This is a genomic window from uncultured Gemmiger sp. (assembly GCA_944388105.1).
GTDB lineage: Bacteria > Bacillota > Clostridia > Oscillospirales > Ruminococcaceae > Gemmiger.
This window is the reverse complement of the sequence record CALXHN010000109.1, coordinates 1-6,629: the sequence shown is the minus strand read 5'-3', so window position 1 is coordinate 6,629 and position 6,629 is coordinate 1. Positions and strand designations below refer to the sequence as shown.

Here is a 6,629-nt window from a genome sequence, read left to right as displayed (position 1 = left end):
CCGTCATGGTCATCGGACAGGCCCACGGCAGCGCCGACGGCGAACAGCCAGGCCATGTTGTCGATCAGGGCGCCGCCGGCCTTGATCAGAATAAAACCAACGGTGTAAGCCACACCGGTGGTGGCGCCTTCAGCACCCATGGCAGCCGGAGCCAACGCATAGCCCAGGCCCATCAGGATGCCGCAGATGGGCAGCGCGGCGACAGGCAGCATCAATGCCTTGCCGAGCTTCTGCAAAAACTTCATCATAAAAGCATTCCTCCTAAAATATGGAAGCGTTCCAATCCCGTTCAATGGACACTGGTTCCTGACCACTGAACAGTTTGTTAAATATATATTAACATAATAGTCGCAAAAATGAAAGATGTTTGCCCTGAAATTGGCGGAATGACGAAAAAACGATTTTTGTCCGGAATAAAATTTCCGGCAAAATCCGATGAGATTTCTGAAAATGGAAAAAGTGAAACTTTTTTTCAACCTTTTTCATAAGAAAATCAACTTTTCTTTTCCCGGTGTTTCCCAATGCAAGACGCTAATAAATGAGAAAAAATCCCGATTTGGGCATTTTGCCAAACCGGGATTTTTCAAACGTTAGAACTTTAACGAGATTTGTCCTGTGCAGCGTCCCGCCGCAGCAGGGCTTTTACCTGCGTCCGGTAGGCCGGAGTGCTGCGCAGGCTTTCGCAGATTTTCCGGATGGATTTGTTGTGGGTGAAGTCATCCAGACGATCCTGTTTCAGGTAGGCAAGCCCCAGTTCCGGTTCTTTTACCGCCACAATGCTCACCGCCCAGGCGATCCCCAGCCGGGTGTACAGGGCGGGGCAGGAGGCGGCGGTGCAGGCTTCCAGTGTCAGCCGTCGTCCCTCCGGCGTGGCGGTAAAGTGGTCCAGCAGACAGACGATGGCGAACCGGGCGGAGAATTCTTCTTCCCGGCGGCTCAAAGCCAGCAGCCAGGGCTGCCAGAAATCGGGTGTGCGGGCCATCCATTTACAGGAAACAGCGGTGGAATCACAGATACTCCAGTTGGTCACCCGGGGCAAAAAATCTTCCAGCCGGTCCCGGCGCTGGGTATCGGACATCCGTGCAGCACCGATGAGCATTCCGTGAAGCATGGCCTGCTCCAGATACGGCCCTTCCAGCGCCTGCCACAGTTCAGGGGATGCGGGCAGGGCTTTGGCCAGTTCTCTGGCAAGGGTCCGCAGTTTGGGCAGACGTACCCCCAGAATCGGCGGCGGGGCGGGGATCAGGGTGGCGGAAAAACGGGCATATTCCGGTTCGGCCATGGCCTGCAGGCGGGCCAGGATCTCCTGTTGGGTGTAGGGCATAAAAGGGCAGCTCCTTTCCTTTGCTTTATCCTACCATCGGATGCGGACGGCCGCAAGCCCTGCTCCAAAACAAAACGCCGGTGCGCGGCAAAGCGCATCGGCGTGCAGGCCCTTATATTTATATAAGGAAGGTCAGTCCATCACAAAGAGCTTGGGGGCGGCCTTGTACAGCAGGACCACAGCCACCACGGTCAGGATGGTTTCCGGCAGCATGTAGCTGGCGTTGTAGCCCAGGCTGTAGGTCCAGGCGGGCAGACCGTCGGACAGGTTGCCCCAGATCAGAACGCCGGAGAAGAAGCTGCACAGGAAACGGATGATGCAGACAACCGCGGTGCCCACACCCACACCAACCAGCCGGTTGGAGAAAGGCTTGGCAAAGACGCAGGCCAGACCCAGCAGGCTGAAAGCCAGCACATAGTCCAGCATGATCATGCCGAACAGGGGCAGCAGGCCGGGGGCCGGCGGGGCGTAAAAGCCCAGCAGCATCTGCAGCAGGCTGTTCACAAAGCCGGTGAACAGCCCCCACTTCACGCCGTGACGGAAGGACACCAGGATGAACGGCACCATGCTGAACAGGGTGATGGAACCGCCGTTGGCCAGCTCAAAGATCTTGATGTTGGCCAGCACCGTGCCGAGGGCGATCATCAGGGCGCACTCGACCAGGATGCGGGTCTTGGAGGTGGTTTTGGACATGGGGAACACTCCTCAAAACGATAATAGTCCATAAAAACAAGAAACGCGCCCGACAGGCAAACCTGCGTGCGGGCGCGTGAGCTTCCGTATGATGGGATATCATCCCGTCCACTCCCTACGCCGGCATTACCCGGATCAGGTTAAAGGGTACTCCTTGCGGATCTCAGCCTTGCGGCGCCCCTGTTTCTATGTCCAAAAACAGTATACACATTTTGGTTAAAATGTCAAGATAAGGCGAAAATCGCCCCGCTCATGGGAGGCAGATGCAGGACAAAACGGCCGCCGGACCATTGCAGTGCATTGCCGTCCAAAGGTCCGGCCGCAAACAGCAGGCTGGAGCGCCTTGGGCGGCCCGGGTCGCAGGGGGCGTCCAGAAAATGGTCGCCCAGATTGAAGACGCACAACAGCTTTTCGCTCTCCGTTTCCCGTAGATACCCGAATGCCAGTTTGCCTTCGTCTTGCAGTACCGGGCGATATCCGCCGCGGTGCAGGGCAGGGTGGCGGATATACACCGCCCCCAGCGCCGCCGTATAGCGGTCCAGATTGCGGTGCAGCGGATGCCCCAGGCAAGCCCAGTCCATCTCCTTGTAAGGGTCAAAGGCCAGTGGCTGCCCGAACTCCCCGCCCATAAAGGTCAGGGGGCGTCCCGGCCGGGTGAACTGCAGCAGGTACAGTACCTGCATCTGCCGGAACTTTTCCTCTCCGCTTCCGGGCAGCTGCCACCAGACCGATCCGCTGGCCCAGGCGTTGTCGTCATGACTCAATGCGTTGACGGCGGTGGGGGAGCCGTGGTTTTGCAGCAGGGCGGAAAAACGTCGGCCGCGCTCGGCCGGGAGGGAGAAAAAGGTGAGGACATCCCGCGCCCAGGCACTGTCCCACACCGCATCGAACCCCAGGCCGCCCTGTGCGGTGGGAACGGCGGCATTGAGCGCGCCGGCGGTATCCTCGGCGGCCAGGAACACCGGACCGAACCGGGCGTGCAGCCCTCCGGTCAGGGTCTTGAAAAATTCCGCTGCCGCCAGGGCTTCCCCGGCATCCTGGGGACGGTAGAGGGCATGCCCCACAGCGTCCACCCGCAGGCCATCGCAATGCAGCTCATAGATCCAGAAGGCGGCCGCACTCAGCAGAAAACTCCGTACCGGTCCGCTGGACAGATCAAACCGAAGGCTTCCCCAGTCACTGGGGCCCGCCTCAAACAAAGGGGCTCCGTCCCAGCGGGCCATCCGTTCAGGGTCCGGTGCAAAATGTACCGGTACAAAGTCGGCCAGAACCGCAATGCCGGCTCCGTGCAGCCGGTCGATGAGTTCGGCCACCCCCGCAAACCCGCCCAGGCGGGCGGTGGGGGCAAAGTATCCGCAGCCCTGGTATCCCCAGCTTCCGTCAAAAGGATACTCCGCCAGGGGCATCAGTTCCACACAGGTAAAGTTCCGTTCCCGCAGATAGGGGATCAGCACTTCAGCCAGTTCGCCGCCGGAATAGTACCGTCCGTCCCAATGCCGCCTCCAGCTGGAAGCATGCAGCTCGTAAATGTTCATGGGCATCTGCGGCAGCCAATGCCGCCGGGATATCCATTCCCCATCGGTAAAGTGGTATGCCGGACACAGCAGCCGTCCGGCGGTACCGGGCAGAGCCTCGTACCCGAAGGCAAAGGGGTCCGGTTTCAGCTGCCAGCTGCCATCGGGGCCCAGTATGTTGTATTTGTACAGCTGTCCTTCCCGGGCGTGGGGAACCGTCCCCCGCCACAGCCCGTCCTCGCAGGCAGCCAGTTCGGCGGCGTTCCACAGGTTCCAGCCGTTCCAGTCGCCCACCACCTGGACCCGGCGGGCATGGGGCGCCCAGACGGTGAACCGCCAGCCGCTTCCTGTCGGCTGTGCCCCCAGCAGCCGGTAGGCGTCAAAGCTGATGCCGCTGTAAAAATCCGCCACATCCGGCCGCATAGGCAGTGCTCCCTTCCCGATCAGGTGTTGACCGTTCCTGTTTTTGCTGTTGTAACTTATTGTAGCACGGCTGCCCGCACAAAGGCAAACCCAGGGAATACCACCGGTAGGTCAAAATGCCCGCACAAACGACAAAAATCCCCAAAATATGGAAAGAAACCCAAAAATAGTGACGCCATTACGATGAAATTTTTACATCTTTCCCGGCTGTTGGACTTGCAATTTGCCCCTGTTTTCGTGTATGATTAGAACTGTATCATGATAAAGTGCAGGCATCTGCATGAATACAGCAAAGACGAAGAGGAATCAGAATGGCAAAAAAGAACCCTATGAAGTATTTTTCCGGCAGTACAGTGGCGCGCCTGCCTCTGTACAAGCTCATCGCCGGCGGTACGGCGGTGCTGCTGTGTGCCAGCCTGGGGATCGGTGCCATGGCGGCGGGGCTGAGTGGTGTTGACCTGTCTGCCAGCTCCGCACAACCCACCCCCACGCCGGTGGTGACCCCCACCGCCACGCCGGAAGCGGCTCCCACGGCGACCCCGACCCCCGAGATCCAGATCGAGATGGAGGTGACGGTGGTCCAGCAGGATATCGGTGTGCAGCTGTATGCGGTGAACACCGATACACCGGAAGAGGAAACCACCGACGACCAGACCGCCGGGACCGACAAGAACGAAGAGACCGACCGTACCCCCCTGACCGGCGTTCCCATGAACGTGCTGATCAAGGACAAGGACGGCAACGAGACTACATATGAACTGGATACCACCACCGGCACCGCGCTGGCGGAGGAGGTGGACCCCGGCGAATACACCGTATCCCTGCCGGAGACCGAAGGCTACATCCTGCCCGAGGCCCAGACCGTGACCGTCAACGAGAAGGTCGTCTACAAGGCGGACATCGCGGCGGTCAAGGACAAGATCGTGCAGTCCAGCCAGGTCAATGAAAGCCAGGAAGACTCCGCCTACGGTGACGGCGGCGGTGCTCCCATTGCGGAGGAGATCACCGATACGGTCGCTTACGCCGAAAGCTCGGCCAAGGAGATCGGCACCAAGACCACCTACACCGCCAGCCTGAGCAGTGACGGACACCTGATGCTCAGCGATGGTTCCGTCAGCCGTTACAAGCCCGTGTATGCGGACGGCACCCAGGAACTGACCGGTGCGATCCGCGACAGCGGCACCCGCACTGCATCGGTGGTTCCGGGCAGCGTGTCCATCCTGCCGCTGGGGGTGACCGGCACCACCGAGATCCTGCCTCTGGCCGAAGGGGAGCAGGGGGAGACCGCTCTCCTGAACGAGGAAACCACTACCCCCAATCCCGACGAGACCCAGCAGCCGGACGTGACCGAAACGCCCACCCCGACGCCCGTTGTCACCCCGACGCCCACTCCCACGCCTACGGCTACGCCGACGTCGACGCCCACCCCGACGCCGACCCCCACTCCCACGGCTACGCCCACTCCGGCCCCGACGGCCACGCCCACTCCCACGGCTGCGCCGACCCCCACGCCTTCCCAGGCTCCGGCGGATGCCAACTGGCCTGACCAGATCGAAGCCGGCAAGCTGAAGGAGTACGGCTTCGCGGTGGAAGCCAAGACCGAACCCATTTACGAGTACACCGGCTGGCAGAACATTGACGGCAAGGAGTACTATTACGATCCCGCCACCCATCAGCCGGTCACCGGCACGCAGGTCATCAACGGCAACGTGTACACCTTCAGTGCTTCCGGTGTGCTGGGCCAGAAGGAGCGCGGCATCGACGTTTCCAAGTTCCAGGGCACCATCGACTGGAATGCGGTCAAGTCCGACGGCATCACCTTTGCCATCATCCGTGTGGGCTACCGCGGTTACGGCAGCGGCGCCCTGGTGGAAGACTCCACCTTCCGCCGCAACATCCAGGGCGCCACGGCGGCCGGCATCAAGGTTGGCGTGTACTTCTACAGTCAGGCTGTGAATGAGGCCGAAGCCGTGGAGGAAGCCAGCATGGTGCTGAGCCTGGTCCAGGGGTACGGCCTGCCCTGCGGCGTTTACTATGACACCGAGAAGGTGGCCGGCGATACCGGCCGTGCCGACGGCATCAGCGCCGCCCAGCGCACCGCCTGTGCCGTGGCCTTCTGCGAGACCATCCGCAATGCCGGTTACAGCGCAGGTGTCTACTCCTACGCCAGCTGGTTCTACAACTCCCTGAACTTTGCCAACATCAGCAAGTACCGCATCTGGATCGCCCAGTACCGCGATACGCTGGACTTTGCCTACAGCTACAACATCTGGCAGTACACCAGCACCGGCAAGGTCAAGGGTATCAACGCCAACGTGGATATGAACCTGGGCTGATAGCCTGCAAGGCTCTCATAAACTATAAAAACCACCCGGACGGATTCGTCCGGGTGGTTTTGTTTTGCACAAATTTGGTACTGCTCAGTTGAAACTTCCGTCCCAGAGGGGCAGATCCGTCAGGTATTCCTCCGCAACGGCGGGCACATAGTAGGCCCCATAGGTTTTCAGGCCGGGGTCCTGGTCCGCCGCTTCCGGCACATCGTCCACCTCCACCCAGAAACGGTAGTAGGGCATCCAGTACGCATCCTCAGTGCCGGTGCGGTAAATCAGCTCCACCTTGCGGATAAACTTCTCTCCCGGCATTTCGCAGGGAACGGTGGTCAGGTAGTGTCCTTC

The 6,629-nt window shown here is 60.2% G+C and carries 6 protein-coding genes and 1 riboswitch; of the genes, 1 reads left to right on the top strand and 5 read right to left on the bottom strand.

Annotated elements, in window-relative coordinates:
• The 4 genes from Q0K17_RS09875 to Q0K17_RS09860 all read right to left on the bottom strand — a co-directional run.
• Positions 1 to 248, bottom strand: a 248-nt coding sequence (locus Q0K17_RS09875; protein WP_294542676.1) for a PTS transporter subunit EIIC, incomplete at its 3' end; no start/stop codon positions are given.
• Between the two features lie 350 nt (positions 249 to 598).
• Positions 599 to 1,324 (bottom strand): DNA alkylation repair protein, encoded by a 726-nt coding sequence (locus Q0K17_RS09870; protein WP_294542674.1) that lies wholly within the window; start codon positions 1,322 to 1,324, stop codon positions 599 to 601.
• Positions 1,325 to 1,456: 132 nt separating this feature from the next.
• Entirely contained in the window at positions 1,457 to 2,017 is a 561-nt protein-coding gene (gene thiT, locus Q0K17_RS09865; protein WP_294542673.1) for an energy-coupled thiamine transporter ThiT, read from the bottom strand.
• Positions 2,018 to 2,112: 95 nt separating this feature from the next.
• Positions 2,113 to 2,209: riboswitch (TPP riboswitch) on the bottom strand.
• Between the two features lie 32 nt (positions 2,210 to 2,241).
• Complete coding sequence (locus tag Q0K17_RS09860; protein WP_294542671.1) at positions 2,242 to 3,954, bottom strand: 1,4-alpha-glucan branching enzyme; 1,713 nt, start codon at positions 3,952 to 3,954, stop codon at positions 2,242 to 2,244.
• A 311-nt stretch (positions 3,955 to 4,265) separates the two neighbouring features.
• On the opposite strand from Q0K17_RS09860, the gene Q0K17_RS09855 reads away from it, so the two are divergent.
• A complete protein-coding gene (locus Q0K17_RS09855; protein ID WP_294542670.1) occupies positions 4,266 to 6,290 on the top strand; it encodes a GH25 family lysozyme in 2,025 nt (674 codons plus the stop codon).
• 84 nt (positions 6,291 to 6,374) lie between these two features.
• On the opposite strand, the gene Q0K17_RS09850 is transcribed toward Q0K17_RS09855, so the two are convergent.
• The coding region (locus tag Q0K17_RS09850; protein WP_294542668.1) for a hypothetical protein at positions 6,375 to 6,629 on the bottom strand (255 nt) is incomplete at its 5' end.

Excerpts from the sequence above, each read along its gene's own strand:
- Q0K17_RS09870 (WP_294542674.1), bottom strand. The coding sequence starts at position 1,324 with ATGCCCTACACCCAACAGGAGATCCTGGCCCGCCTGCAGGCCATGGCC.
- thiT (WP_294542673.1), bottom strand. The coding sequence starts at position 2,017 with ATGTCCAAAACCACCTCCAAGACCCGCATCCTGGTCGAGTGCGCCCTG.
- Q0K17_RS09860 (WP_294542671.1), bottom strand. The coding sequence starts at position 3,954 with ATGCGGCCGGATGTGGCGGATTTTTACAGCGGCATCAGCTTTGACGCC.
- Q0K17_RS09855 (WP_294542670.1), top strand. The coding sequence starts at position 4,266 with ATGGCAAAAAAGAACCCTATGAAGTATTTTTCCGGCAGTACAGTGGCG.